Here is a 22,584-nt window from a genome sequence, read left to right on the forward strand (position 1 = left end):
CGATGCGCGGGAACTCGAAACGTGGCTCGCCCGTGCGCTCGGGCACGGCTGCCGCTCGCCGTTTCTTGCGATGGCAACCTAAACCTTCGTAGGGGGTGGATGGCCGCTCGTTTGATGGTGCGAACCCCCTCGTGCGTGTTTTCATTTCTCCCGTACCGTCCGTCGCGACGGCGACAGGAGAACGAAGATGGCGAACATTCCTACCTTATCGTCAGGGGCCTTGTTTGAATCACGGATCACGCGCCGCCTGCGCAACGTCGCCCGCGGGGTGCTCCCGCCTGCGCGTGAGCTCGTCGTGTGGCCCGTCCGCCTCGTGCTCGTGGCCGGCGTGCTGGTCGTCGTGGCCGGCATGTACGACGCGCGTGCGATGCTGACGAGCGCATTGCGCCCGGTGGCGAGCCATGCGCTGCTGATCGCGATTGCCGCCGTTGCGACAGCGATCGTGTGCGCGCTGATGGCGATCGCGCTGTGGCGGCGGGCGCTGAAGCTGGATGCGACCGTCAGCGAGCTTGCCGCCGCCATCGAGAATCACGGGGTCGAAGCGCTGCCCGATACGCTGGCCGGACGCGGCGCACCCTCGATCGCGAGGCTCGCGCGTGCGATCAACGGCGCGCATCGCCAGCACGCGGACCGCATGACGGAATTGCTCCATGTGCTGGCCGCCTACGCGCACGACCTGCGCACGCCGCTCACGCGGATGCTGTTGCGCAGCGGCATGCTGGAAGACGGCGGGCTGCGCGACGCGATAGAGCGCGATCTCGCCGAGATGGGGGAACTGGTCGACGCGAGCCTCGCGTGTGCGCGACTTCAATGCAGCGTGCCGGAGCCGCCGCGCCCCGTCGACGCGGATGAGTTGCTCGGCGTGCTGATCGACAACTATCGCGACGCGGGATTGAGCGTCGCTCTCGACGGACGCGTCGGCCATCCGCTCGTGACGTTTCCGCATGCGCTGCGCCGCGTGCTCGTCAACCTGATCGACAATGCGCTGCGTTACGGCGGGGACGTTCGCCTGTGCGTGCGGGTCGACGCGCGGCGCGTGATGCTCATCGTCGTGGATTCGGGGCCGGGTATCGTGCCGGCCGAACTCGAGGCGGTGTTCAAACCCTGGTACCGTGCACCGCAAACATCGGCGCGCGCACCGGGATCGGGGCTGGGGCTCGCGATCGCGCGGCGGCTCACGCAGGCGATGCAGGGGGAGCTGCAACTGAACAATCGCAGTACCGGCGGCCTCGAAGCGAAGGTGACGCTGCCGCTCGCGCTCGCCTGACGGCGTCGGGCGCGTTTTCCCGGTCCGTCTTCCGGACGCGCTCGCGCGTCCGCCGCGCGCTGTGCGCCGACCGGGCCTTGCGGTCCGCCATGTCGCGCAACGCGCCGTGCGCGCGCCGGGCAAAGCCGGGCTAGACGTGCTCGTCGGTGAGCGCATCGACGACGTCCTGACGGCATTCGCCGACGTGAAGCCGATAGCCCTTCGCGTAGACGGACTGGATGGACCACTCCATGCCGATCAGGCGCAGGCTCGCACGCAGCCGGCTCACGTACATGTCGACCGACCGGCTCGTCGCGCCACCGTCCCATCCCCACGCGACCGAATGCAGGTCCTGTCTCTGGACGACGGTTCCCAGGTGCGATGCGAGATGCCACAGAAGTTCGAACTCCTTGGTGCCGAGCGCGTGCGCGATGCCGTCGGCGACGATGCTGAGGTTGGTGCGATCGAGCAGGTGGCGACTGACGATCATCTGCCGGCTTTCGCTTGCCGAAGCGCCGGAACGGCGCAGCAGCGCGCGGATCCGCGCAAGCAGCACCCTGCGGTCGAACGGCTTGACGAGGAAATCGTCGGCACCGGTGTCGAGAATCCGGACGATGTCCTCCTCATTCGAATGAATCGTCTGGAAGATGACCGGCACCGACGAGCTCGCCCGTCCGCGGACCCATGCCAGCAGCCTGTCGCCGCCGATGCCCGGCAGGTCCCAGTCGAAGATCATCAGGTCGGCCCAGTGATCCGACAGGTAATTGCGCGCGTCGAGACCGTTGCCGAAGCTGCTCACATGGTAGCCCTCCGTCTTCAGCCACGACGCCAGCAGCGACCGCTGGATCACGTCGTCTTCCACGAGAACGATTCTGACTTGCGTGCCCATCATGACTCTCTTTTGACTAGCGCAGCCGCCGGCGGCCGCGCATGCTCCATTCCCGGCGATGCGAAAGCAGCCGGGGCAGCGGTGCGGCGTGCACGTGCCGGCAATCGCCGGGCTCGAGCTCCGTCGGCTCGGGAACGGCGCCTCGACACCCGTCTCGGCCGCGCATACAAGGGAGAACAATCGTCCCGATGCAGAAATTCCATTGTTCGCGTGTCGCTTGCCGCGAATCCCGGTCGCGCATGATTCCGGTCGATACGAATGATGCCGTGCAGAAATCCTACAACAGGACTTCTTCGCAAAAATATGCGCGGGTCACCGCACATGTATCCGATTCTTTCTGAAACTTGCGCGGATACAGTGCGATACAAAAATGCGCATTGGAACGCAATCCGCAATTCGTTGCGGTGCCGATGCGGTCAGAAATGCAATTGATTGATGTGTTCGCGACTAGCCGATAAATATTCAAAAGAAAATGCAATGCCGCACTTTGTCTTTATCGAGGTCGCGCATGCTGGGTCATCGGCACTTTTTGTCGCAAACCGCGTGGCTGTCGAGGCGGTGCCGGGCGCAGGTCGCTGCATCGATCTCCCGTCTGACGATCCGCATGCGCCGCGCGCCGCTCGGCGATCGCCAGCGCCGGATACATTTCGATACGCCGGCGACACACGCCAGATACATGACGGGCGTCCAATGCGGAACCGGGGCGCGACATCCCGCCGATGCGTCCGACCGTGTTCGAACCTGCCCGACCGGGCTGCCGGAGATCGATCGATGGCCGCACTATCCGAAGACAACATCGTGGTCCGGGTCCTGCTGAACGTGCTCGACCCGTCCGCCGAGCAGCTCGACGCGTGCGCGAAGCGGCCTGCCGTGAAACGCACGAGGCGCCGTGCGAGCGCGGCGCCGCGCGCGGTCGGCGAGCATCGCCGGCCGGTGCGGCGGCCGGCCAGCCTGGTGATCGTGAGACGGATTTCGTCGAGCGCGGTCAGCATCTCGTGGAGCGACCCGTGTCTGGGCCGGTCCACCGAACAGATCTGGTGCAGAGGCGTTGCCAACGGCGCGGCAGACTGTGCATTGACGGGACGTCACATCAACCGCGGCGACGCGGTGTTCCGGCCTCACGCCAGCGAGCTGCAGGTTGCGCCGAGCCGGGATCTGGTGATCCTGGCGACGACGATAGGGCAGCGTCCCGAACGGTAGATCGCAGCGCCCCGCGTTCGTTGCGGATGGCGAGGCAATCAGGATGACGATACAAATGGAGTCGACATGAGCGTGAGAATTCTGGCAATCAACGGCAGCGGCCGGCGCGATTCATTGAACCGGAAGCTGCTCGACATCGCGGCGCGCGGTGCGGCGGAAGCGGGCGCGGAGGTCGCCTTCGTCCGGCTCGCCGATTTCGGGCTGCCGTTGTACGACGGCGATCTGGAGGCCGACGAAGGCATTCCCGCTGGCGTTCGCCACCTGCAGGCGCTGCTTGCCGGGCATCAAGGGCTGCTGGTTGCTACGCCGGAATACAACGGCGGCTATACGGCGCTGCTGAAGAACGCGCTCGACTGGGCCAGCCGGCCGTGCGCCGACGGCTCGTCGGGTGTGGCGCTGTTCGCCGGCAAGGCGGCGGCACTGATTTCCGCGTCGCCCGGGCCAATGGGCGGCCTGCGGTCCCAGACCGGCATGCGGGCCGTGCTGGACAAGCTGGGGATGATCGTCGTCCCGCAGTCGTTCGCGCTGGGGGCCGCACACGAGGCATTCGACGCGGAGGATCAACTGAAGGACCGCCAGGCCGCGCGGCTCGTCGGCGAGGTCGGTGCGTCGCTCGTCAGGGTCGCGTCGCGCTTGTCCTAGCCGGGCGGGACGGGGCGCGTTGCGTCGTGCGCGGACCGCCGTCGCGCCTATACGAACGTATGCGGCGCATCATCGGAACGGTTCGTTTCGCTGCCGGCGGATTGCGGCGATCATGTCGCGACCGGACACCGGCCGCCTTTGCGCCGGGCCCTGATCCGGCCGCAATTTCGAAACAACGGGAGGCATGATGGCCTATCCACGCACGATGTCTCCGCGCGTTGCATCGTTCGTGCTGCTCGGCGCGCTGTTGACCGCGTGCGGATACGGCGCGACGTTCTTGCTGTCGATGCACTTCCGTTCGGCGGGCGGCGGCGATGTCGACACCGGCGTCGCGCTGGCCGAGGCGATGGTCGGCGCGCTGATCGGCCTTCCGCTGGTTGCGTGGCTTGCCCGCTGGATCGGGACGGCGCGCGCCACCGCGTTGGCTGCACTCGTGGTCGGCGCGGGCGTCGTCGGCTTCGCGCTGATCGGGCGCACCGGCTCGTTCAGCGCCGTGCCCGGATTGCTGGTCGGCGTCGGCTGGAGCGGGTTCTACCTCGCGGCGCCGATGATGCTGGCCGAGCGCACGACCGATACCGAACGCGAGCGCTGGTTCTTGCGGTTCGGATCGTTCCAGATGGCCGGCGTGGGCGGCGGCCCGGCCGTCGCGGCGCTCGCGATACGCAACTGGCACTGGACGACGGGGACGGTGTTCTGCACCGTCGGCGGGCTGTGCGCGATGGCCGCGGTCATGCTGGAATGCTTCGGCCGCCTGTCGCCGGCATCGCTGCCCGTTGCGCCGCCGGTGCGGGAACGATGGGTCCGCGAGATGGGGGCGATCGCCCGCACGCATGCGATCTATCCGATCGCGATCATCGCGCTCGGCTCGAGCGTGTTCTCGGGGCTGATGACGTTCCAGATGTCGATGGCCCAGGAAACCGGCGTGAAGGCCGGGACGTTCTTCGGTCTCTATTCGGCCACGGTGGTCGTCATACGCTGGCTGCTCAGCGCGCTCGTGATCCGGATGCGCGTCAATGCGACCACGCAGATCCTCCTCGGCTTCATGATACTGAGCGTCGCGGTGACGTTTGCCGTGCCGCACAACGCGCTGCTTCATTCGGCCAGCGCCGTGCTGCTCGGCACGGGTTACGGCCTCATCTATCCGATCGTCCAGGCGCAAGCCATCAACGGCACCGATGCGCGGCACCGGCGCGCGGTGCTCACGTGGTTCGTCGCATCGTATTTCGTCGGCGTGTTCGGTTTCCCGGCGTTGGGCAGCCTCGTGCTGGTCAGCATGGGCAGGACGATGCTGCTGACGCTCATCGCCGCGTGCGGGCTGGCCGCGCTCCTTCTGTCCGTCGTCGAGCACCGCAAGCGGATGGCGCTGGCGATGTCGTAAACGTGCGGAAGCGGCCCGGCGCCACGCGAACGCGCGCCGGGCCGTTCTTCAGCGGGCAGCGTCCTCGAGAATCGCGCGCACTTCGCCGAGCAGCCCCGGTATCGCGCGATGGCTCGTCTGCGCGAGACGCAGGACGCCGTCGATCGTGCATGCGCCGATGACCTGATCATCGGCGAAACCCGACGTCACGAACGGTCCCCACAGCGCGTCGAGCGACACGCCGTCGTACGCGGTGGCGATGGGTTGGTTGCCGAGATTCGACAGCAGGATGTCGAACGCCAGCACGCCCGACAGGAAGCCGGCCGCGTGATCGACGCTCGGCCGCGCCGACATCGCGGTATCGAGCGCCTTCAGCTCCGCTGCGACGCTCTCGCGCGTTTGCGACGGCGCGAGATCCTGTTTGATCTTGCGGGCGGCCGTCCAGAAATCGACGCCGCGCGGGTGATCGTCGATCGTGATGGTCTGGGTGATGTACACGCCGTTGGCGACACCGGCTTCGTCGGCGAGCGCGCGTATGTCGATCGGCGTCACGGTTCTCAACGCGCGTCCGGCCCACTCGCTCGACAGGCGCCGGCCGGCTTCATGAACGGCCGCGGCAATCGCGCCATGCACGGTGGTGTGCTCGTGCCGCGCGCGCGCGACGAGCCGGCGCGTGGCGTCCGCGGACAGCGCAACGGCGTCGATCTGCGGCTCACCCGCCGGGTCCGCGCGAAACTGCTTGGGTGTCGCCGCGGGAAGCGGCGCCGGCAGGACGGCCGCGCCGTTGAGGTCGGCGGCGAGCAGCGTCTCGAGCGACGCCACCAGCGGCAGCGGCGCCGCCGACTCGCCCGCCAGCAAGCGCAACAGCTCGTCGATCAGGTACGCGGCGCCCATGCCGTCGAGTACGGAATGATGCGCGACCAGAATCAGCGTCGACGCGCATTCGCGCTGCAACAGCGTCGCGCGCAGCAGCGGGGCGGTCGACCAGTCGAAGCGCGTCGCGATTTCGCGGGCCGTTTCCGCCTGCCACGACGTTGCGCGCTGCTCGATCACGCGCAACGGCACCACGGCGCCGGGCACGGAATAAAACGCCGAATTTCGCTGCGCGTCGGTGGCGATACAGGTCGACAACAGCGGATGTCGTCGCTGCAGGGCGTGAAATGCCGCACGCCATGTGTCCGGCGTGAAGCGCCGGTCGATCTCCGCGACCATCGCGAAATGCGTCGGCCGATTCTGGTCCAGCAACCAGAACAGATGTTCCGTGCTGCCCAGCGCTCGCACGTGTGCCCGTTCGGGTACCTGAAGATTCTCGATTTCCTGCTGCTCGTTGTGCACCGTTTCACTCCGGAAGGGTTGTCTGCATCAACAGAACACCCGGGCACGGAGCGTTATTCCCCCGCGTTCGGATGCGCCGATGTGTCGGACGGCCGGCTCCGGTCGTCGGGGCTGTAGGTCACGTAGAGCTTCGTATAGCCGCGCGTATCGAACTGTCCGGTCCATCCCTTCGGAAGCGTGACGGCTTCGCCGGTCTTCACGACCATCACCGAACCGTCGGACGACGTCAGCTTCACGCTGCCCGACAGGAAGTACAGGAACTCGTTGTACGGCAATCCTTGCGGCCCCGCGATGTCCTCGTGGGCCGGCCCGGATCGATAGACGCCGGTCTGGTAGGCCGCGTCGGTGGACGTGAACGTCACGACGTCCGCGCTGCGCTCGTCGGCGTCCGCCTTCCTTGCCGCGTCGGCGCGCGCGAAAATCGCGCCGGCAAGATCGGATCTCGACGCCTTGACCGGCTTGATCGTCTCCGCGCACGCGGCGCCCGAGATCGTGACGCCGGCGAATACCAGCGTGGCGAGTGCGTATCGGTACATCGGCCATCCCTCCTTGGTTGTTCCGCGGCGACGACGCAAGCGGGCGGCTCGCCGCTGGAGCGTCATTCTGTCGGAAAAACGCGCGGTGTTGCCACGCATGGCCGAAGGCGCAGGGGCAGATTTGTTTCTCAATGTGTATGAGACGGGACTGGATACATGACATTGCAATAGCCGGATGTCGAGACACATGCCGGATACGTGGCGTCGCTCTAATGCTTCTCGACGACGGAATGCGTTGTCCGTTCATTCACCACCGTTCAACACGATACCGACCATGAGCCAGGAAACCAAAGTGCTGTACACCGGCAAGACCCACACCACCGGCGGGCGCGACGGCGCTTCGCGCAGCGCCGACGGCCGCCTCGACGTGAAGCTCTCCAGCCCCGGCTCGGCCGCGCCCGGCACGAATCCCGAGCAGCTGCTGGCCGCCGGCTGGTCGGCATGCTTCATCGGCGCGATGGGCCTCGCCGCGCAACGGCTGAAGGTCGCGCTGCCGCGCGATACGCACGTCGATGCGGAAATCGATCTGGCCACGCTCGACGGTGCGTACTTCCTGCAGGCACGGCTGAACGTCAGCGTGCCGGGCGTCGACGCCGACGTCGCGCAGGCCCTGGTCGACGCGGCACACCAGACGTGCCCGTACTCGAAAGCGACGCGCGGCAACATCGACGTGGTCGTCACCGTGATCTGACGCGCGTGGCGCGCGACGCCGGGCGCGTCTCAGGTATCTCCGGCGTCGCGCGTCCTTTTTTGCGCGAGCATCCCCACGCGTGTCCTGAACGATACGCGTCATGTCATCGACATCCGGTCGCCCGCGGCGGCGCCGCGTTGCCGGCGATTTAGTCGCCGTTGCGTGGCGGCGTCGGCGCGCGGCGAGCACGGCCACGCCAGGAACATTCATGCGTCAATCCACCGATACCGGCAAGGCGGCTGCGGCCGTCGCGCTGCTGATCCTCTCGATTGCATTGCGACCGCCGATCGTTTCGATCGGGCCGGTACTCGATTCGATCCAGCACAGCTTCGGCCTGAGCTACACGCAGGCGTCGCTGCTGACCGCGATTCCCGACATCTGCATGGGCGTCTTCGCGCTCGCCGCACCGGGCGTGGCGCGCAGGCTGGGGACGGACAACGCGGTCGTGGCCGCGCTGGCACTGCTGTGCGTCGCGATGATCGCGCGCGCACTGGCCGGCTCCGCGGGCATGCTGCTGTCGTGCACCGTGCTGACCGGGATCGGCATCGCGATTTCCGGGTCGCTGATCGGCGGCTGGGTGAAGCAGCATTTCGCGCGCGACGCGACGTTCTTCATGGGCATCTACAGCGCGGGGCTCAGCGTCGGCGCGACGGTCGCGGCGAGCGCGTCGGGCTATGTCGCGCAGCATGTCGGCGGGTGGCGCGTGGCGGTCGCGTCGTGGAGCGTGCTGTGCATCACCGCGATCCTGAGCTGGCGTGGACTGGCCCGGCGTTTCCGCGACGGCAAGACCGTCGACGCGCAGCCGCCGCGGGCGACGCACGCGCCGCGAGCAGTCGGCCTGCCGTGGCGCAAGCTCCACGCTTGGCGGGTCGCCGTCTACTTCGGCGCCAGCCAGTTCATCGTGTATGCATGCTTTGCGTGGCTCGCGTCGTCGAGTGCCGAACTGCATGTCGACGCGCTGTCGCCCGGTCTCCTGCTGGGCCTCTTCGCGTGCGTGTTCGCGCTCAGCAGCTTCGGAATGGGCATGAAGGCCGGCCGCACCACCGATCGGCGCGGCTGGCTCGGCCTCGCGTCGGCGATCACGGCGGCGGGCCTCGGCGGCCTGGCGTTTGCGCCGACGGCCCTGCCGGTGTCGTGCATCGTCCTGGTCGCGATCGGACAGGGCATGTGCTTCACGCTCGCAATGACGTTGCCGCTCGACAACACGGCCACGCCGGCCGAGGCCAACGCGTGGAGCGTATTCATGCTGTTCGTCGGCTATCTGATCGCCGCGCTGGGACCGCTCGCGTTCGGCTATCTGCGCGACCGGACCGACGGCTATTTCGCATCCTATTTCATGCTGTTTCTGGTCGCCGCCGGCATCACGCTGATGGTGCCGCTGCTGCGACCCGTGTCGATGGCGAAAGGCGATCGCGTTGCCGCGGCGTCCGAAGCGCCGTGATGCTGCGCAGGCATCGCGAATCGGCTCAGACGCGTGCTGCGTTCGACGCTATCGGCAACCCTTTGGCGAAGCGCCGGAACATGCCATGACCGCATTGACGTGGTGCACGATTTTTCTTGCGTCGCTGACGGCGATGTCGACGACGTCGCGCCGTCCGGACTGCAAGCGGCCATGCTCGCGCACTTCGGCGTCAACCTGGTGCAGTTCGGCTTGCTGACTTATCCGTTCGTCGCCCGGATCTGAACGATCCGGCGTCCGGGGCGCGCGTGTGACGCGCGATGGAATATCTGCGCCGTCCAGTTGTTTACGTGGACTGGAGGGGTGTTGCCCGCTTAATTTCGCCTAAACCCATGGATACACGTCAGATACTGCAGTTCGTCAACGTCGGCTTGGTCGCAGCGCGGGAGGATCGACGTAGATGACCGCAGCCGAACTGTCCGCCATGCTTCCCGCGATGCTGCCGCGTCTCTGGACTTTCGCGCTGCGCATCTCCGGCGATCGGCACGACGCCGAGGATCTCGTGCAGTGCGCGTGCGTTCGCGCACTCGAGCGCGCGCATCAGTTGCGACCGGGAACTGCGCCGCTCAGCTGGATGTTCTCGATCGTGCAATCCACCTGGCTCAACGAGCTTCGCGCGCGCAGCGTGCGCCGGCGCTCGGGCATGGACTGGGACGACGACCTGCTCGAAACCGTCTCCGATCCCGCCGCGCCGACACTGGAACAGCAGGCCCTCGATGCGCAGATCGTCCGGGCCGTGCAGCAGCTGCCCGAAGCGCAGCGCGTGGTCATGCTGCTGGTCGGCGTGGAAGGGTTCAGCTACAGCGAAGCGGCCGACGTGCTCGGCGTACCCATCGGTACGATCATGAGCCGGCTGTCGCGCGCCCGCCAGGCGATCGGTGCGCTGTTCAGCGATCGCAAGGAACGACCCGTGAAAAGCGCAGCGAACAGTGAGGATCAGGGGGCATGAAAATGGACGACATCCTGCTCATGGCATACGTGGATGGAGAACTCACGTCGCACCAGCGCGCGGAAGTCGACAGGGCGATCGGAGCGTCGGCCGAGATTGCGAGGCGGGTTGCGTTGTTCGAAGCATCGGTGTTGCCTTATCAGCAGGCGTTCCAGCGTTCGGAATGGCTGCCGGTGCCGCACAGCCTGGTACGCAAGGTCGCCGACATTGCGCACGCGCACGCCGCGCCTGCGGCGCTTTCCGCGGCCGGCGACGGTCGTCGGACGGAACCGCCGGCGTCGCGGCCGGACCTGCGCGCACGATCGTCCGCGCCGGTTCGCTCGCGCGTTCGCACGATGGTGCCGTGGCTCGCGGCCGCTTTCGTCGCGGGGGCGTTCAGCTGCGGCGCCGTACTGCACTTCGCGCCGGGCGCGGCGCAACGCGGCTTCGCGCCGCCGGGCGCGCCCGTGACTGCGCAGGCGCAGGTCTCCCCCTGGATCATGGCGGCCGTCAATTATCAGCGGCTCTATACGCGCGACACCGTTGCGCTCGATGGGGCGAATCCCGCGGCGGCCGCGCACACGGTCGACACCATCCGCCGCGACGATGGCCTGCGGATACGGATTCCGGACCTGCGCGCGCTCGGGCTGACGTTCAAGCGCATCCAGCGCCTGAACTTCAACCACAAACCGCTGGTGCAGATCGTCTATCTGCCCGAGAAGGGGCTGCCCGTCGCGCTGTGCGTGATGAAGGACGAAAGACCCGACACCGTGCTCGCACGGCAGCAGGTCGGCAACATGGATGTCGTGACCTGGCGCCGTGCGCGGATCACCTATGCGCTGATTGCTGCGCCCGGCGACGCGGACCTCGGCGCGATCGGCCAGCGGATCGCCGACAACGGTATCGACGAACTGCTCGGCCAGCTGTCGCCGCTCATCCAGGCGTTCGCGAGCTGAAGGGGCGCGGCGGCACCCATGCCGGCGGTGCCGCGATGAGGGCCGCGCCGCCGGCATGCGGTCGCGCTATGCTTCGCGGCGTTCGTCAGGCGTCGGTGCAATCAGCCGTTCCAGGCTCGCGCCCATCCGTCGCGCCTGTTCCTGGAGTTCCGCGATGGTGGCGCTTGCCGCGTCGATGCCACGCCGGCTCGCGTTGGTATTGCGGGCCCATTCGATCGGCGCGCCGACGCCGCGGATCGTCTGCTCGCCGAAACTCATCGCGCCGTCGCCCGGACGGGCATCGCGTCGTTGATTCTTGATGTTGGTCACCCGCCGGCGGTGCGCTGCCGCGTTCGTGCTTCAGCGCCGAGAGTCGCGTCTCGAGGCTGTCGGCCACGCGCTGTACGATGTTCGCCTCCGCCGACGCGACCATGTTCCGGCACTTCTCGAGGCTGAGATCGGCAGCGGATCGCGTTGCATCGCCGGGATGATGTGCTCTGTATCAGCTGATGTGCATCAGGTGTCCGGTCGGGGCACAAGGTTTCAATGAAATATGCGCTGTGCCTGGTTGCAAGATCGAGCAGATTCCTGTTGTTGACCAGAAGGATGCCAGGCGATTGTCGGGGTGATGACCCGAGCGGAATCAGTGTGAATTCGTCACGCAGCGCCAGCCGCGAATTTTGCGTCAGCGACGAAATGGTGTTGTAGCCGGAATGCGAATCGTGTTTTTCGATGAACCACACCGGCTTGCTGCCGTGGACAAGCAGGCCGGTGCCGTTGTTTTCCAGTGTGTGGGCTATTTCACCCGCGCCGGTTTTCAGCAGACTGCGCAGCGACGACGATGCTGTATCGGGCTGCAGAAACGGATTCGGTTCCGCGCTGCGATGCGCAGTGCCGTGAGAGACCGGTACGGATTGCCGTTCTCGCCGTTCGGGTGCTGCAGTCCTCGGACTCAATCGACTCAATCCCGTCAGCGCGGGCGATGGAGAAGTCGATGCCTTTTGGGCTGCGCGGAGCAGACTGTGTCCCGCGGTCCTTGCCGGGTGCAGTTGTTCGTCATCGGCTGACGGAGCCGAATGCGATGAAGTGACTTTCATTGGGTCTGGACGATCCTGTTGACGTTTGGGATGGTGGCATCGCGCCACGAAGCACGCGGGAGACTCGCAATGCGCGTTTGCCGCGTGACGATCTCTTTATTACGCCGTCTGCATCGAGCGCGCGGGTCGTGGCGAGAAGGCATGATGCGCAATGCGAACGCCATGCCGCCGCGTACGTTGCGAGCCAGCGTGCATCGCGCGATCTCGATCCTGAAGCGAAGTCCGCGCGTTGAAAGATCGGCGCCAAGTGAACTGAAATGGAATGACGCGCGGCGTTCGGGTGTTGTGAACGAGTAGCGCGTCATCGGGTTGACGCGCCGTACCTGAACCCGGACCTTTCCAGATGAATGCCGCAGACCCGCTTCAGATTCCTGTTGTCCCGAACCGTCCGCTGACCGGCAGCGATCACCGGACGCTGGTGCTCGCCGCGCTCGGCGGCGCGCTCGAGTTCTACGATTTCGTGATTTACGTGTTTTTCGCGGTCGTGATCGGTCGGCTGTTCTTTCCGCCATCGATTCCCGACTGGCTGCGCCAGTTGCAGACGTTCGGCATTTTCGCGGCGGGCTATCTCGCGCGGCCGCTCGGCGGTGTGGTACTGGCGCATTTCGGCGATCTCGTCGGCCGCAAGCGCATGTTCACGATGAGCGTGATGCTGATGGCGCTGCCGACGTTGATGATGGGGCTGCTGCCGACTTATGAAGCCATCGGGATCGCGGCCCCCGTGCTGCTCCTGCTGTGCCGGGTCGTGCAAGGCGCGGCGGTGGGCGGCGAAGTGCCCGGCGCGTGGGTGTTCGTGTCCGAACATGTGCCGCCGCGCCACGTCGGCTATGCGTGCGGTCTGCTGACCGGCGGCCTGACGCTCGGCATCCTGCTCGGCTCGCTGATTGCGTCGGCGATCAACCATCACTATTCGCCCGCCGCGATCGACGCCTATGCATGGCGGCTGCCGTTCGTCGTCGGCGGCCTGTTCGGTGTCTTGTCGGCGTTCCTGCGACGCTGGCTCGATGAAACACCGGTGTTCGTCGAAATGAAGCGGAGCCGCGCGCTGACCCGCGACGTGCCGTTGAAAGCCGTGCTGCGCGATCACGGACGCGCCGTGCTGGTATCGATGCTTCTCACGTGGACCCTGACCGCGGCGATCGTCGTCGTGATCCTGATGACGCCGACGCTCGTCACCCGGCGCTTTCATATCGCGCCCGCGCTGGCGTTGCACGCGAATTCGGCCGCCACGTTCTGCCTGACGATCGGCTGCGTCGTCGCCGGTTCGATCGCCGGGCGGATCGGCACCGGCCGCACGATCTTCGTCGGCTGCCTGCTGCTCGGCGCGTCGTACTGGCTGATGGCCGCGCAGCTCGCCGTCGATGCGTCGTTGCTGCTGCCGCTTTACGCGGTGTGCGGCTTCTGCGTGGGCGCGGTTGCGGCAATTCCGGTCGCGATGGTCCGCGCGTTTCCGCCGGCCGTGCGCTTTTCCGGTATCTCGTTCGCGTACAACGTCGCGTATGCCGTGTTCGGCGGCCTCACGCCGGTGTTCGTGTCGTTGATGCTGAAATCGAACCCGCAGGCGCCGGAACTGTATGTCGGGGCGCTGTGCATCGCGGGCGCGCTGGCAGGTTTCGCGTTGCGGCCTGCGCGGTAAGCGGTGCGCTCGAGCCGTATGCAGATGGAGCGGCAGGCGTGTCGAACACGCGCCTGCGCCACAGCCGGCATCTGTTGACGCAGCACGCGCCGCGGCGCCCGAGGACCGGCAGACCGACGCGTTCGCGCTGGAAGCCGGGCACTTTCCCGATTCGCCGAATCGTCCGTCGTTCCCGACGCCCGTGCTCAAGCCGGGACAGACGCTGCACGAAGTGACGGTGTGGAAGGTCGGCGCACGATGAGCGGCCGGTCGCCCGGCGCACGCGCAGCCGCGCGTTGCGGGCCTTCCGCGCGGCGCGGCAGGCAACCGCCGCTACACGTTCACGACGCCGCGTCCGAGTTCGACGACACGACCGCCGACGCTGATCGCGCCGTGCTCGCTGACCGACAACCGCAGCAGGCAAGGCCGGCCGACAGCTTCGCCCTGTTCGACCTCGAACGCGGCGGGCAGCACATGACTCGCGGCAAGCAGCCAGCCGCCCAGGTTCGCACACGCCGAGCCGGTGCCCGGGTCTTCCGACATGCCGCTGCCCTGTTTCGCGAAGAAATAGCGGGAGACCACTTTCCCCGGACGATGCGGGTCGAACGCGAACACGTAGGCGGTCTTGCGACCGACGCTGCTGGCCGGCCAGCGCTCGAGCCAGGTGCTGTCGGGCCGGGCGCGACGCACGGCCGCGGGGTGCTTGACGGCGACCAGCAACTGGTCCGCGCCGGTATCGACCCAGAGCGGCGGTGCGAGCAGATCGTCCGTCGTCAGTCCCAGCATGGTCGCCGTGTCGGTATCGGGCAACGCGCACGGCGCGGTTTTCGGCATACCCGCGTGCGGCGCGGTGAACGTCCATACGTCGCCGGCGGCACGCACGTCGACCACGGCGGCCTTGAATTCGAGCGCGAGCGCGTCGCCGGCCTTCAGCAGGTCGCGCACGACGTGCGCGGTGCCGAGCGTCGGATGGCCCGCGAACGCCATTTCATGGCCGGGCGTGAAGATGCGCACGCGTGCGTGCGCGCGCGTCGACGGCAGCACGAAGGTGGTTTCCGACAGATTGAACTGCCCGGCCAGCGCCTGCATGGTCGCGTCGTCCATGCCGTGCGCATCTTCGAATACGCATAGCGGGTTGCCGCCGAACATGGATTCGGCGAATACATTGAGCAGGCGGAACGCGTACTGGGTCATCGGGATCTCGCGTGAGTAGGGCTTGCGTATCGAGCGGCGCGGGCATCCGCCGCGTGGCGCGATGCGTCGGCACGATCCTCCATTCTGCCGGACACGGTGCGTCGAAGACGCGGCCGTTCCGAATTTCATTTTTCGTGCATCATCGGGGTGCTCCGATTCGTCGACCGAGATGCGGCCCCGGCATGCGTATTTCCGCAATGATCGCAGCAATTTTTGCGCCGGCGCAGGCAGTCGGCTGCGAACCCGGATGCGTCCGGCTCGATGACAGCGACGCCGCGCCCGTGCCGCACATGTCGGGTTCAGTGTCGCTCGGCCCTTGCGGGAGCGGGCGTGCAGGAGGACCACATGGCAACCGACGGAAGCGACCCGACACCCGACAGCGAGGTTGCGCATGCCCGTGCGGGCAGTGCGTCGCCGCCGCCGGCGCTGGCCGCGCTCGCACGCGGCGTCGAAGGCCTGCTGATTCCCGCCGACACGCCGTGGCCCACGGCGCAGCTCTACCTCGCGGACAACGACGGACAGTGGAAATTCTCGGCCGTCCTGGTCGCGATCGTGACGCGGCCCGAGCCCACGATCCTGTTGACCAAGCGCGCGTCGGGGCTCAGCGAATACTCGTCGCACGTGAGTTTCCCCGGCGGACGCCCGGCGGCGTCCGATCCCAGCATCGGCGCGACCGCGCTGCGCGAGGCGTTCGAGGAAATCGGCCTGGCGCCCGACACGGTCCGGATGATCGGCAGCCTGCCGATCCACAAGACCCGAAAGCGCAATCACGCGATCTTTCCCGTGATCGGCTTCGTGCCGGAAACGGCCGTGTGGGAAGCCGCGCCGGCCGAAGTCGAGGCGATCTTCGAGTTTCCGTTCTCGACGCTGCTGAATCCCGACCTGCCGCGGCAATACAGCGACGGCGAACGCGCCGGCGGCTGGTATTGGGCGGACCAGCCGCAGGACATCTGGGGCGTGACCGCGGTCATCCTGAAATCGATGGCCGGGCTGGTGCGCGATGCGACGCGCGGCGGGCACGCCGATGCCGGCATCGCGTCGGCGTCATGACACGTTCGCTGTTTTCCGCTACAACAGCAAGGTGCCGCATCGACCGGCGCGGTGTGCCGCCGCGCCGCAGTCCGTCACCGGCCCCCGCCCGGGCGGCCGGCCGGCACGTGACGTTCACCTACCCCAAAGGAGCCTGAAGCCATGCCTTACATCACCACGAAGGACAGCGTCGAGATCTTCTACAAGGACTGGGGCCCGAAGGATGCGCAGCCGATCATGTTCCACCATGGCTGGCCGTTGTCTTCCGACGACTGGGATGCCCAGATGCTGTTCTTCGTTCAGAAGGGCTATCGCGTGGTCGCGCACGATCGTCGCGGCCACGGCCGGTCGGCGCAGGTTTCCGACGGCCACGACATGGATCACTACGCGGCCGACGCGTTCGCGGTGGCCGAAGCGCTCGACCTGCGCAACGCGGTCCATATCGGCCACTCGACCGGCGGCGGCGAAGTCGCGCGCTACGTGGCCCGCCACGGCGAGCCGGCAGGCCGCGTCGCGAAGGCGGTGCTGGTCAGCGCGGTGCCGCCGCTGATGCTGAAGACCGACGCGAACCCGGAAGGCCTGCCGCTCGAGGTCTTCGACGGCTTCCGCAAGGCGCTTGCCGACAATCGCGCGCAGTTCTTCCTCGACGTGCCGTCGGGTCCGTTCTACGGCTTCAACCGGCCGGGCGCGACGGTGCATCAGGGCGTGATCCGGAACTGGTGGCGCCAGGGGATGGAAGGCAGCGCGAAGGCGCACTACGAAGGCATCAAGGCGTTCTCGGAAACGGACCAGACCGAAGACCTGCGGTCGATCTCGGTGCCGACGCTCGTGCTGCACGGCGAAGACGACCAGATCGTGCCGATCGCCGATTCGGCGCTGAAGTCGGTCAAGCTGCTGAAGAACGGCACGCTGAAGACGTATCCGGGCTATTCGCACGGCATGCTGACGGTCAACGCCGATGTGCTGAACGCCGATCTGCTGGCCTTCGTCCAGTCGTAACGCTGGCGGCGCAGGCCCGCTTTCGCGGGCTGCGCCGCGCTGGCCGGTGATGCCGGCCAGCCGCATCCCGCTTCGCCGGCGGGTTTGACCGGCCACGCAGAACGATGCTGCCGGCACGACACCGCGAAGTCGCCACGACGCCGCGCAGCGTCCGGCTCGCTACCGTCGATTCTCCCCTCGATGCATCGCACGATTGCAGCCGCCGCCCGCCACCCGCCGCCCGCCGCCTGCCGCCCAACGCCCACCGCCCACCGCCCACCGCCCACCGCCCACCGCCCACCGCCCACCGCCCACCGCCCACCGCCCACCGCCCACCGCCCACCGCCCAACGCCCAACGCCCAACGCCCACCGCCCACCGCCCACCGCCCACCGCCCACCGCCCACCGCCCACCGCCCACCGCCCACCGCCCACCGCCCACCGCCCACCGCGGCCGACGCGGCAATCCGTGTCCGCGCATCACCGGCTCATGCGCGTGCCGACACCCGGCGAAATGCATGTCCACTCACTGTAGACGCAACCCCACCTTGATTCCGGATCGTATGAATTAAGATGCAGCCGGCACTTCGGGGTGTCCGGCGTTGGTCGACAGAGGCAGTACGCAAGCCGTCGTCCGTACCGGAAGCAAAGGCCGTCCGCGCGATCGAACCGGGCGAGGCTCGACGAAAGCGCGGCATTCCATATCCATTGAATGGCACTGCTTATCAATATGCGCTGCGGGTTTGACCTGCTGCGTATGCAAGCACATGCCGTCGATCCAGAACAAGAGGATTGTGATGAAACCCGTTACCTGGACGGCCATGGCCGTCGTTCTCGCGTTGACCGCATGCGGCGGCGACGACGTCTCGACCAAGAGCGGTGCGTCGCAGTCGACGCCGACCTCTCCCGGATCGCCTTCCGGCACGACATCGCCCGGCGGCGGCTCGAATGGCGGGCCGACGGGCGGCGGAACCACGCAGCCGCAGGCCGGCTGGTCGACGGCCGTCGCGGTGGACGGCAAGGGGCCGGAAGGTGACCCCAGCGTGACGATCGACGCGAGCGGCAATGCGCTCGCCACCTGGATGACCGTCGACCCGGCCAGTCCGTACGGCAACGAAATGTGGGGCGCGCGTCATGTCCCCGGTTCGGGCTGGCAAAGCGCGACGCGGCTCGACACGAGCGACGGTACGCATTCGATGAACGGGTTGACCGGCGTTCCGCCGCAGCTGGTCGGCAATGCGAGCGGCCAGGCGGTCGCGTTCTGGACCGAATGGATGCCGGGCCCCAACACGTACGCATTGTGGGCGCGCCCGTACAGCCCGGGCGCCGGCTGGGGCACGGCGTCCGAACTGGCAGCGGACATGAGCGCGTCGTCCTATACGGCCGGGATCGACAGCCAGGGCAACGCGCTCGTCGCCTGGACGCAGTCGATCAGCCTGCTCGATACGCGCATCGCCTGGACGCGCTATACGCAGGCGGGACAGTGGTCGCCCACGGCGCTGATCCAGATGCCGGTGCAAACCGGGCCGGGTGCGGTGACCGGCGATACGGACAACGTGAGGCCGATGATGTCGGTCCTGTCGTCCGGCCGCGCGGTGCTCGCGTGGCGGCAGACCAACCATACGCATTCGGCGCTGTGGACGGCCACGTATGACGCGACCAACGGCTGGACCGACGTCAACCAGGCAGTATCGAACACGAGCCTGTTTACGACGATCATCTCGCCCGCGGCCGGCATGGACGCGAAGGGCAACATCACGCTTGTGTGGGGGCAGCTCGACGTGACCGGCGGGCATCTCGAGACGACCACGATGGCGCAACGCTTCGTCGCCGGCGCCGGGTGGCAGCCGGCCGCGCCGGTGGCGCCGGCGATCACGGAGCCGACCGGCTTCATCGCGACGCCGATGCTGACCGTCAACGACAACGGCATCGCGGCCGTGATGTGGGCGGAGGGCGGCGCGGTGCTGCAGGCGAGCGTGTCCGATGCCAGCGGAAACTGGGGCCCGCTGCAGCGGCTGACGGAACACCTGAACGGGGCGGCCGCCCAGTACCCGCCGCTGGTGATCGACGCGGCGGGCCACGTGACGGTCGCATGGCAGGACACAGGCTTGCCGGGCGCGTCGGCCGTCATCGCGGCCAGCTACCGGAACGGGGCGTGGAGCGCGTCGACGGTGGCGGCACAGAGCGCGTCGTGGCCGGCGCTGGCCGTCAACGCGACGGGGTCGATGGCACTCCTCTGGCAATCGTACGTCGCGAGTATCGGCAGCCAGCTGCAGTCCAGTTTCTATACCCCGGGCTCGTGATCGCGTTGCGCGGGAAACTGAAGGAGAAGCCATGAAGAAGACCTTGCATTGCACCGTACGGGCCGCGCTGGGCGCCGCCGTCGCTAGCCTCGCGCTGGCCGGCTGCGGCACGACGCAGATGAACATGACCGACGTGCAGACATCGACCGCGAAGACGATCGGCCTTGCGTCGTCGGACGAAATCACGATCGCCAACGTGCAGTACGGAAAGAAGAACGGGCTCGGCGGCCAGCAGGTGAGTTACGACGCGACCACCGGCAAGGGGCGGCGCTTCACCTGCACCGTGTTCATGATTCCCGGCCTCACGCCGATCGACCGGCCGACGTACAACGACTGGGAATGCCACCCGCGTCGCTGACGCCCGCGCTGCCCGCCGCGCGCATGTCGATCGACGGCGCGGCGGGCACTGCGACGAACCCGCTGTCCACCGCCGCATTTTGGTCCGATAATCGACGAACCGATCCCTTCCTTTCCTGTCGGCTCGAATGAAACCTGCCATGGATCAAGCGGATGCCATCCCCGTCTTCAAGTTTCGCACCACCGACTATCCCGTGCGGGACCGATTCCACGTGTGGGTCAAGGACATGCTCTGCGACTACCGGCTGGACGACCTCGGCGGCTACGGCGCGTTCAACGCGGAAGCGACCGGCGCGGCGCTCGGCCCGCTGATCTTCTCGAGCCGGCGCTGGCGGTCGCGCGCGCCGACCTACTCGGTGCACCGGACGACGCGGCGGATCCGGCTCGACGGCCAGGATTCGATCCGCTTCACGCTGCTGCTGGGCGGGCAGCTCACGTGCCGCACCGGCGGGCCGGAGCTGGTCAAGCGCGCGGGCGACCTGTTCGTCTATGACGTCGCGCAGGTCAACGACTGCCGGGTCGAGGCCGGCGACGTGATCAGCCTCGTGGTGCCGCGCTATCTGCTGCCGGCCCATGCGGCGAACGCGCACGGGCAGACGCTGGCGAGCGGTATCGGGCGGCTGCTCGGCGACCAGATGCTGTCGCTGCACCGCAACCTGCCGAACCTGCGCACGCACGAATTGCCGAGCGTCGTGCAATCGTTGCTGCTGCTCCTGAGCGCGGCGGTCGCCCCGAGCGCACAGGCGTTCGACGATGCGCGCGGCCCGATCGACAACGCGCTGATCGAGCGCGTGCGGCGCTATATCGACGCGCACCTGCTGGAGCCCGACCTCGCACCCGAGCGGATCTGCCGGGACATCGGCGTGTCGCGGGCGCGGCTTTATCAGTTGTTCAAGGAAGAGGGCGGCGTGATGCGGCAGATCACGCGCAGGCGGCTGCGTCACGCGTACCACGTGCTCGGCGATCCGCAGCGCCGGCACCAGCGCATCGCGGAGATTGCATGGGCGCACGGCTTTCCGGACGAGAAGTACTTCCATCGGCTGTTCAAGGCCGAGTTCGGCCATACGCCGAAGGAAACGCTGGCATGCGCGGCGGCGCCGGTTCTGCTGCCGTTCGGCGCGGACGATGAAAGCCGCTGGGGAGATGGCGGGCGACTGAAGGGCTGGACACTGCCGTTCGGGGTACTCAACAACTGAATGGATGACGCGTGACGATTCAACGCGGAAGTCGCGCAATTCGTGCGATTCGTGCCATTCGCGCTCGCACGTCACGCCTCGTTCGCAGCGCTGTCGCCCATGTCGCCTTCGATCGCGGCCATCAGATCGTCGACGCCCACCATCAGCGCCCGGACCTGCCGCAGTGATTCGTACTGGTGCAGCACCGTGCGCCATGACGGCAGTTCCAGCAGCGCTTGCCAGACGGCGCCGAGGCCGTGCGGATCGGCATCCGTGCACTGCGCCAGCGCGCTCGCGTATTCGAGGCTCGCCGGCGCCGACAGCAACTGCATCCGGCTTGCGGCACCCAGCAGGCGCGGCGCCGGGTCTGCCGACGCATCGCAGCAGTACAGCACTTCGCGCTGCAATGCCGCGTCGTCGATCGTCAGCGCGTGCAGCGACGCGCCGTGCAGGCGTACCGTGCCTTCGCGCGTGTCGAACGCATAGACGGTGTCCGGATCGGCTTGCGCGAGCAGGCTCAGGCCGCGCAGCAGGCGCGGCAGATCGGTCGTCGCGGCATCCGCGGACGCTTTCGCTTCGACGAGAAACACGACGTGCCACGCGGCCGACGGATCGTCGCCGCGCGCCCGCCCGAGCAGCACCGCATCCCACTCGGTTTTCGCGCGGTCGTGCTTGGCCGGTATCGAGGCCGGCACGCGCATCGACGTGACCACGCGATACGTGCGCTGCGCATCGCTCGCATCGAGCTGCGCGGCCAGGGCGTCGAGCGCCTGCGCGGCCAGCGCTTCGACGGCCGCGCCCCGCTGTTGCGACGTGGCACCTTGCGCGACGGCGAGCGCGCTGCCTTCGAGCGGACCCTGGCGGCTCCACAGCGTGCGGTACTGCCGGACGTCCGGATCCGGCGACAGCGCATCGAGACGCCGCAGCCGGGCGAGCGCGGCGCTGTCCTTCAGTCTGGCGACGTCCTGTTCGAACGCGGTGTCGGTCGCCATCTCCGGCTGCGCGAGCAGCTGCCGCAGCGCGGCGTCGAGATCGTCCCACGACGCGCCGGCCGCAGCCGCATGCAGCCGCGCGAGCGGTTCGCGTTGCCATGCCTGCGCATGCCGCTCGAGCCGGGCCGGATGCGCGATCGTGTTGACGGCCGAGCGCAGCGCGCGCCGGTCCTGCTCGGCATGCGCGGCGAGCGATGCGTATTCGCGCACGGCCGCCGCGCGATGCCGAAGCACCGCGGCCTGGAAGGCGGGGTCGCCGGATTGCGGGTCCATCGCGTCGCCGATCATCCGCGCGAGCGCATCGATGAAGCGGCGTTGCAATGCGGGGTCGGGCGTGCGGCCGTCGGCCTGCATCCGGCGCGCTTCCTCGATCGCGACGGCGATGACGACGGCCGGGTTCGCGGCGTCGGTCAGCGACGGCGCGCGCACGAGCGGCGGCAACCGGTAGCGGCGATCGACGGTGCGCAGGACTTCGTCCAGCAGGGCGGGCAACGGTGTCGGCGGCATGGCGAATGTCGGAAAGGCACGCGGTTCAAGCGTGACGGGCGTTGTGCAACGGTATCACGCAGCGTCGGCAGGCGGGGCGGGCGCCGCGTTCGTCGCGAGCCGCACGCGCCGCTGAACGTC

23 protein-coding genes and 1 pseudogene are annotated in these 22,584 nt (G+C 67.8%); 16 read left to right on the plus strand and 8 right to left on the minus strand.

Features of this window, described 5'->3' with window-relative positions; all coding sequences use genetic code 11:
- Positions 1 to 187 precede the first annotated feature (187 nt).
- Positions 188 to 1,267: a sensor histidine kinase gene (locus U4Y91_RS04020; RefSeq protein WP_321803463.1), complete on the plus strand. Its 1,080-nt coding sequence runs from the start codon at positions 188 to 190 to the stop codon at positions 1,265 to 1,267.
- A gap of 130 nt (positions 1,268 to 1,397) precedes the next feature.
- Here the strand turns inward: U4Y91_RS04020 and U4Y91_RS04025 are convergent, their stop codons facing one another.
- Positions 1,398 to 2,135, minus strand: a complete 738-nt coding sequence (locus tag U4Y91_RS04025; RefSeq protein WP_321803777.1) for a response regulator transcription factor — start codon at positions 2,133 to 2,135, stop codon at positions 1,398 to 1,400.
- 771 nt (positions 2,136 to 2,906) lie between these two features.
- Here U4Y91_RS04025 and U4Y91_RS04030 point away from each other — a divergent pair.
- From U4Y91_RS04030 to U4Y91_RS04040, 3 genes are all read left to right on the plus strand, one after another.
- Positions 2,907 to 3,335 (plus strand): DUF3331 domain-containing protein, encoded by a 429-nt coding sequence (locus U4Y91_RS04030; protein WP_321803465.1) that lies wholly within the window; start codon positions 2,907 to 2,909, stop codon positions 3,333 to 3,335.
- Positions 3,336 to 3,401: 66 nt separating this feature from the next.
- Positions 3,402 to 3,977 (plus strand): NAD(P)H-dependent oxidoreductase, encoded by a 576-nt coding sequence (locus tag U4Y91_RS04035; protein ID WP_321803467.1) that lies wholly within the window; start codon positions 3,402 to 3,404, stop codon positions 3,975 to 3,977.
- A gap of 184 nt (positions 3,978 to 4,161) precedes the next feature.
- Complete coding sequence (locus U4Y91_RS04040) at positions 4,162 to 5,355, plus strand: MFS transporter (RefSeq protein WP_321803469.1); 1,194 nt, start codon at positions 4,162 to 4,164, stop codon at positions 5,353 to 5,355.
- A gap of 48 nt (positions 5,356 to 5,403) precedes the next feature.
- Here the strand turns inward: U4Y91_RS04040 and U4Y91_RS04045 are convergent, their stop codons facing one another.
- Positions 5,404 to 6,669: a condensation domain-containing protein gene (locus U4Y91_RS04045; RefSeq protein WP_321803471.1), complete on the minus strand. Its 1,266-nt coding sequence runs from the start codon at positions 6,667 to 6,669 to the stop codon at positions 5,404 to 5,406.
- 53 nt (positions 6,670 to 6,722) lie between these two features.
- The gene (locus tag U4Y91_RS04050; protein ID WP_321803473.1) at positions 6,723 to 7,205 is read right to left on the minus strand and encodes a cupin domain-containing protein; all 483 of its coding nucleotides are present in this window, start codon (positions 7,203 to 7,205) and stop codon (positions 6,723 to 6,725) included.
- 274 nt (positions 7,206 to 7,479) lie between these two features.
- Here U4Y91_RS04050 and U4Y91_RS04055 point away from each other — a divergent pair, with 274 nt between their 5' ends.
- From U4Y91_RS04055 to U4Y91_RS04075, 5 genes are all read left to right on the plus strand, one after another.
- A complete protein-coding gene (locus tag U4Y91_RS04055) occupies positions 7,480 to 7,896 on the plus strand; it encodes an organic hydroperoxide resistance protein (RefSeq protein WP_321803475.1) in 417 nt (138 codons plus the stop codon).
- Between the two features lie 208 nt (positions 7,897 to 8,104).
- Complete coding sequence (locus tag U4Y91_RS04060) at positions 8,105 to 9,337, plus strand: CynX/NimT family MFS transporter (protein WP_321803477.1); 1,233 nt, start codon at positions 8,105 to 8,107, stop codon at positions 9,335 to 9,337.
- Between the two features lie 33 nt (positions 9,338 to 9,370).
- Positions 9,371 to 9,580, plus strand: coding sequence for a hypothetical protein (locus tag U4Y91_RS04065; RefSeq protein WP_321803790.1), 210 nt, complete (start codon positions 9,371 to 9,373; stop codon positions 9,578 to 9,580).
- 175 nt (positions 9,581 to 9,755) lie between these two features.
- The gene (locus tag U4Y91_RS04070; RefSeq protein WP_321803479.1) at positions 9,756 to 10,304 is read left to right on the plus strand and encodes an RNA polymerase sigma factor; all 549 of its coding nucleotides are present in this window, start codon (positions 9,756 to 9,758) and stop codon (positions 10,302 to 10,304) included.
- On the plus strand, positions 10,301 to 11,239 hold the full coding sequence (locus U4Y91_RS04075; RefSeq protein ID WP_321803481.1) for an anti-sigma factor: 939 nt from the start codon (positions 10,301 to 10,303) through the stop codon (positions 11,237 to 11,239). Before U4Y91_RS04070 ends, U4Y91_RS04075 begins: the two co-directional genes overlap by 4 nt.
- 66 nt (positions 11,240 to 11,305) lie before the next feature.
- On the opposite strand, the gene U4Y91_RS04080 is transcribed toward U4Y91_RS04075, so the two are convergent.
- Genes U4Y91_RS04080 through U4Y91_RS04090 form a run of 3 tightly spaced genes read right to left on the minus strand, consistent with a single transcriptional unit; the run spans position 11,306 to position 12,620 of the window.
- Positions 11,306 to 11,497 carry a hypothetical protein gene (locus U4Y91_RS04080; protein WP_321803483.1) on the minus strand — a complete coding sequence of 64 codons (192 nt, stop codon included), beginning with the start codon at positions 11,495 to 11,497 and terminating at the stop codon, positions 11,306 to 11,308.
- 47 nt (positions 11,498 to 11,544) lie between these two features.
- Complete coding sequence (locus U4Y91_RS04085; protein WP_321803484.1) at positions 11,545 to 12,315, minus strand: hypothetical protein; 771 nt, start codon at positions 12,313 to 12,315, stop codon at positions 11,545 to 11,547.
- On the minus strand, positions 12,312 to 12,620 hold the full coding sequence (locus U4Y91_RS04090; RefSeq protein WP_321803486.1) for a hypothetical protein: 309 nt from the start codon (positions 12,618 to 12,620) through the stop codon (positions 12,312 to 12,314). Before U4Y91_RS04090 ends, U4Y91_RS04085 begins: the two co-directional genes overlap by 4 nt.
- Positions 12,621 to 12,658: 38 nt before the next feature.
- Between U4Y91_RS04090 and U4Y91_RS04095 the strand changes: the two genes are divergently transcribed.
- Together U4Y91_RS04095 and U4Y91_RS04100 are read left to right on the plus strand one after the other, a co-directional pair.
- Positions 12,659 to 13,951 carry an MFS transporter gene (locus tag U4Y91_RS04095; RefSeq protein WP_321803488.1) on the plus strand — a complete coding sequence of 431 codons (1,293 nt, stop codon included), beginning with the start codon at positions 12,659 to 12,661 and terminating at the stop codon, positions 13,949 to 13,951.
- A 106-nt stretch (positions 13,952 to 14,057) separates the two neighbouring features.
- Positions 14,058 to 14,192 (plus strand): annotated as a pseudogene (locus U4Y91_RS04100) (galactose-1-epimerase); the annotation flags it as partial.
- A 71-nt stretch (positions 14,193 to 14,263) separates the two neighbouring features.
- Here the strand turns inward: U4Y91_RS04100 and U4Y91_RS04105 are convergent.
- Positions 14,264 to 15,124: a PhzF family phenazine biosynthesis protein gene (locus U4Y91_RS04105; protein WP_321803490.1), complete on the minus strand. Its 861-nt coding sequence runs from the start codon at positions 15,122 to 15,124 to the stop codon at positions 14,264 to 14,266.
- Between the two features lie 345 nt (positions 15,125 to 15,469).
- On the opposite strand from U4Y91_RS04105, the gene U4Y91_RS04110 reads away from it, so the two are divergent.
- The 5 genes from U4Y91_RS04110 (at position 15,470) to U4Y91_RS04130 (ending at position 20,986) form a co-directional block, all read left to right on the plus strand.
- Positions 15,470 to 16,174 (plus strand): CoA pyrophosphatase, encoded by a 705-nt coding sequence (locus tag U4Y91_RS04110; protein ID WP_321803492.1) that lies wholly within the window; start codon positions 15,470 to 15,472, stop codon positions 16,172 to 16,174.
- A 141-nt stretch (positions 16,175 to 16,315) separates the two neighbouring features.
- Complete coding sequence (locus tag U4Y91_RS04115; RefSeq protein WP_321803494.1) at positions 16,316 to 17,152, plus strand: alpha/beta hydrolase; 837 nt, start codon at positions 16,316 to 16,318, stop codon at positions 17,150 to 17,152.
- A 775-nt stretch (positions 17,153 to 17,927) separates the two neighbouring features.
- On the plus strand, positions 17,928 to 19,433 hold the full coding sequence (locus U4Y91_RS04120; protein WP_321803496.1) for a hypothetical protein: 1,506 nt from the start codon (positions 17,928 to 17,930) through the stop codon (positions 19,431 to 19,433).
- A gap of 31 nt (positions 19,434 to 19,464) precedes the next feature.
- Positions 19,465 to 19,791, plus strand: a complete 327-nt coding sequence (locus tag U4Y91_RS04125; RefSeq protein ID WP_321803498.1) for a hypothetical protein — start codon at positions 19,465 to 19,467, stop codon at positions 19,789 to 19,791.
- 139 nt (positions 19,792 to 19,930) lie between these two features.
- Positions 19,931 to 20,986, plus strand: a complete 1,056-nt coding sequence (locus U4Y91_RS04130) for an AraC family transcriptional regulator (RefSeq protein ID WP_321803500.1) — start codon at positions 19,931 to 19,933, stop codon at positions 20,984 to 20,986.
- A 71-nt stretch (positions 20,987 to 21,057) separates the two neighbouring features.
- Here U4Y91_RS04130 and U4Y91_RS04135 read toward each other — a convergent pair whose 3' ends face one another.
- The gene (locus tag U4Y91_RS04135; RefSeq protein WP_321803502.1) at positions 21,058 to 22,464 is read right to left on the minus strand and encodes a 3-deoxy-D-arabino-heptulosonate 7-phosphate synthase; all 1,407 of its coding nucleotides are present in this window, start codon (positions 22,462 to 22,464) and stop codon (positions 21,058 to 21,060) included.
- Between the last annotated feature and the right edge of the window lie 120 nt (positions 22,465 to 22,584).

The sequence above is a fragment of the Burkholderia sp. BCC1993 genome, from assembly GCF_905339865.1.
In the GTDB taxonomy this organism is placed as follows: Bacteria; Pseudomonadota; Gammaproteobacteria; order Burkholderiales; family Burkholderiaceae; genus Burkholderia.

Bases quoted from the DNA above. Each gene is read 5' to 3' on its own strand.
- U4Y91_RS04020 (WP_321803463.1), top strand. From the start codon at position 188: ATGGCGAACATTCCTACCTTATCGTCAGGGGCCTTGTTTGAATCACGG.
- U4Y91_RS04025 (WP_321803777.1), bottom strand. From the start codon at position 2,135: ATGGGCACGCAAGTCAGAATCGTTCTCGTGGAAGACGACGTGATCCAG.
- U4Y91_RS04030 (WP_321803465.1), top strand. From the start codon at position 2,907: ATGGCCGCACTATCCGAAGACAACATCGTGGTCCGGGTCCTGCTGAAC.
- U4Y91_RS04035 (WP_321803467.1), top strand. From the start codon at position 3,402: ATGAGCGTGAGAATTCTGGCAATCAACGGCAGCGGCCGGCGCGATTCA.
- U4Y91_RS04040 (WP_321803469.1), top strand. From the start codon at position 4,162: ATGATGGCCTATCCACGCACGATGTCTCCGCGCGTTGCATCGTTCGTG.
- U4Y91_RS04050 (WP_321803473.1), bottom strand. From the start codon at position 7,205: ATGTACCGATACGCACTCGCCACGCTGGTATTCGCCGGCGTCACGATC.
- U4Y91_RS04055 (WP_321803475.1), top strand. From the start codon at position 7,480: ATGAGCCAGGAAACCAAAGTGCTGTACACCGGCAAGACCCACACCACC.
- U4Y91_RS04060 (WP_321803477.1), top strand. From the start codon at position 8,105: ATGCGTCAATCCACCGATACCGGCAAGGCGGCTGCGGCCGTCGCGCTG.
- U4Y91_RS04070 (WP_321803479.1), top strand. From the start codon at position 9,756: ATGACCGCAGCCGAACTGTCCGCCATGCTTCCCGCGATGCTGCCGCGT.
- U4Y91_RS04075 (WP_321803481.1), top strand. From the start codon at position 10,301: ATGAAAATGGACGACATCCTGCTCATGGCATACGTGGATGGAGAACTC.
- U4Y91_RS04080 (WP_321803483.1), bottom strand. From the start codon at position 11,497: ATGAGTTTCGGCGAGCAGACGATCCGCGGCGTCGGCGCGCCGATCGAA.
- U4Y91_RS04085 (WP_321803484.1), bottom strand. From the start codon at position 12,315: ATGAAAGTCACTTCATCGCATTCGGCTCCGTCAGCCGATGACGAACAA.
- U4Y91_RS04090 (WP_321803486.1), bottom strand. From the start codon at position 12,620: ATGACGCGCTACTCGTTCACAACACCCGAACGCCGCGCGTCATTCCAT.
- U4Y91_RS04095 (WP_321803488.1), top strand. From the start codon at position 12,659: ATGAATGCCGCAGACCCGCTTCAGATTCCTGTTGTCCCGAACCGTCCG.
- U4Y91_RS04105 (WP_321803490.1), bottom strand. From the start codon at position 15,124: ATGACCCAGTACGCGTTCCGCCTGCTCAATGTATTCGCCGAATCCATG.
- U4Y91_RS04110 (WP_321803492.1), top strand. From the start codon at position 15,470: ATGGCAACCGACGGAAGCGACCCGACACCCGACAGCGAGGTTGCGCAT.
- U4Y91_RS04115 (WP_321803494.1), top strand. From the start codon at position 16,316: ATGCCTTACATCACCACGAAGGACAGCGTCGAGATCTTCTACAAGGAC.
- U4Y91_RS04120 (WP_321803496.1), top strand. From the start codon at position 17,928: ATGAAACCCGTTACCTGGACGGCCATGGCCGTCGTTCTCGCGTTGACC.
- U4Y91_RS04125 (WP_321803498.1), top strand. From the start codon at position 19,465: ATGAAGAAGACCTTGCATTGCACCGTACGGGCCGCGCTGGGCGCCGCC.
- U4Y91_RS04130 (WP_321803500.1), top strand. From the start codon at position 19,931: ATGGATCAAGCGGATGCCATCCCCGTCTTCAAGTTTCGCACCACCGAC.
- U4Y91_RS04135 (WP_321803502.1), bottom strand. From the start codon at position 22,464: ATGCCGCCGACACCGTTGCCCGCCCTGCTGGACGAAGTCCTGCGCACC.